Genomic DNA, 1940 nt, shown 5'->3' on the forward strand with positions numbered 1-1940 from the left:
GTCCGCGCGGTGGCGCGCGACGGCCCGGTCCATGGGGAGGGCGGTGGGCGGGAAGAGGCCGGCGTCGTCGACGAGCCGGTCCAGGAGCGCGGCGGGGGCGGTCATGCGCGGCGGCCTCCCGCCCAGCTCCAGGCGTAGACGCCGTCGTCGCAGGCCTGTCCGCCCTCGCCGAGCTCCAGCGGCCGGAAGGTGTCGACCATGACCGCGAGTTCGTCGAAGAACTCCGCGCCGATGGACCGCTCGTACGCTCCCGGCTGCGGTCCGTGGGCGTGGCCGCCCGGGTGCAGGGAGATGGAGCCCTGGCCGATGCCGGAGCCCTTGCGGGCCTCGTAGTCGCCGCCGCAGTAGAACATGACCTCGTCGGAGTCGACGTTGGAGTGGTAGTAGGGCACCGGGATGGCCAGCGGGTGGTAGTCCACCTTGCGGGGGACGAAGTTGCAGATGACGAAGTTGTCGCCCTCGAACACCTGGTGGACCGGCGGCGGCTGGTGGATCCGGCCGGTGATCGGCTCGAAGTCCGCGATGTTGAAGGTGTACGGGTACAGGCAGCCGTCCCAGCCGACCACGTCGAACGGGTGGTGCGCCTGCACGAAGCGGGTGCCGACGATCTCCCCGCCCGAGCCGCGGTGCTTGACCAGGACCTCGACGTCCGTGCCGTCCTCCTGGATCAGCTCGGCCGGGCCGTGCAGGTCGCGCTCGCAGTACGGGGCGTGCTCGAGGAGCTGGCCGTACCGCGAGAGGTAGCGCCTGGGCGGGGCGATGTGGCTGTTGGCCTCGACGCAGTAGGCGCGCAGCGGCTCCTCGCCCTGCGGGACCCAGCGGTGGGTGGTGGCGCGGGGGATGATCACGTAGTCGCCGGCGCGGGCGGTGAGCACGCCGAAGACGGTCTCCACCCGGGCGGCTCCGGACTCGACGTACACGCACTCGTCGCCGACGCCGTTGCGGTACAGCTTCGAGGCCTTGCCGGCGACGACGTAGGAGATCCGCACGTCGCCGTTGCCGAGGACCAGGCGCCGGCCCTCGACCACGTCGGTGTCCTGCCGGGCGTCGCCGTGGAACAGCTCGTGCAGCTTCAGGTGGCGCGGCTTCATCGGGTGGTTCGGCACCGTCCGGGTGTCGGGCAGCTCCCACACCTCGGAGCCGGTCATCGCGGACGGGATGTGGCGGTGGTACAGCAGCGAGGAGTCGGAGGAGAAGCCCTCCTCCCCCATCAGCTCCTCGAAGGCGAGGGCGTCGCCTTCCGGGCGGAACTGGGTGTGCCGCTTCGCGGGGACGGCGCCGAGGCTGCGGTAGTGGGCCATGTCCCGGCCTCCTTTCGGATCGGTGCTCCGTGGTTCAGCGTGCGTCGGTGAGGGCGTGCCCGGCGGACGGCTCACCGGCGTCCGCGCCGAGGTCCTCCGTCCCGCCTGTCCGGCGGACGGCCACGGCCGGACCCGAGGACGGGTGTTGCAAATACCGAAACACATCGTTGTGCATGTTGAAACACGATGCGAGCGGTAGGGTCGTCCCGTCAAGGGGGCAGCGGGAGATCGTCCCGTTCGCCCGAGTCGTCACGCCCGGTGGGAGAGGTGGGAAGTGGCCGCGGAGGGGTCGCAGACGCTGGAGCGGGGGCTCATGGTGCTGCGCATGATCGCCGAGGAGCCGGCGGGCCTGACCGCCAGCGAGGTCGGGGCCCGGCTCGGCGTGCACCGCTCGGTCGCCTACCGGCTGCTGGGCGCGCTGGTGCGGCAGGGCTTCGCCGCCAAGGACGACGCGAACCGCTACCGGGTGGGCCTGGCGTTCTTCACCCTGGCCGAACTCACCCGCCCGCCGCTGCTGGACGCGGCCCGGCCCGTGCTGAGCGACCTGGCGGCCGAACTCGGCGTCACCGCCTGCCTGGTGGTGCCGGAGGGGGACGACGCGGTGGCGGTCGCCGTGGTCGAGCCGCCCGGTTCCGGCGC

General features: G+C 72.3%; 2 protein-coding genes. One reads left to right on the forward strand and one right to left on the reverse strand.

Features of this window, described 5'->3' with window-relative positions:
* Positions 1 to 101 precede the first annotated feature (101 nt).
* Entirely contained in the window at positions 102 to 1301 is a 1200-nt protein-coding gene (locus HW445_RS28895) for a homogentisate 1,2-dioxygenase (RefSeq protein WP_180223797.1), read from the reverse strand.
* A gap of 274 nt (positions 1302 to 1575) precedes the next feature.
* Between HW445_RS28895 and HW445_RS28900 the strand changes: the two genes are divergently transcribed.
* On the forward strand, positions 1576 to 1940 hold a 365-nt coding region (locus HW445_RS28900; protein WP_308800102.1), incomplete at its 3' end, for a helix-turn-helix domain-containing protein.

The organism is Streptomyces sp. UH6, assembly GCF_013421635.1.
In the GTDB taxonomy this organism is placed as follows: Bacteria; Actinomycetota; Actinomycetes; order Streptomycetales; family Streptomycetaceae; genus Streptomyces; species Streptomyces abyssomicinicus.

What these genes read in the sequence shown, in the direction of transcription:
- HW445_RS28895 (WP_180223797.1), bottom strand. Translation starts at nt 1,301, where the DNA reads ATGGCCCACTACCGCAGCCTCGGCGCCGTCCCCGCGAAGCGGCACACC.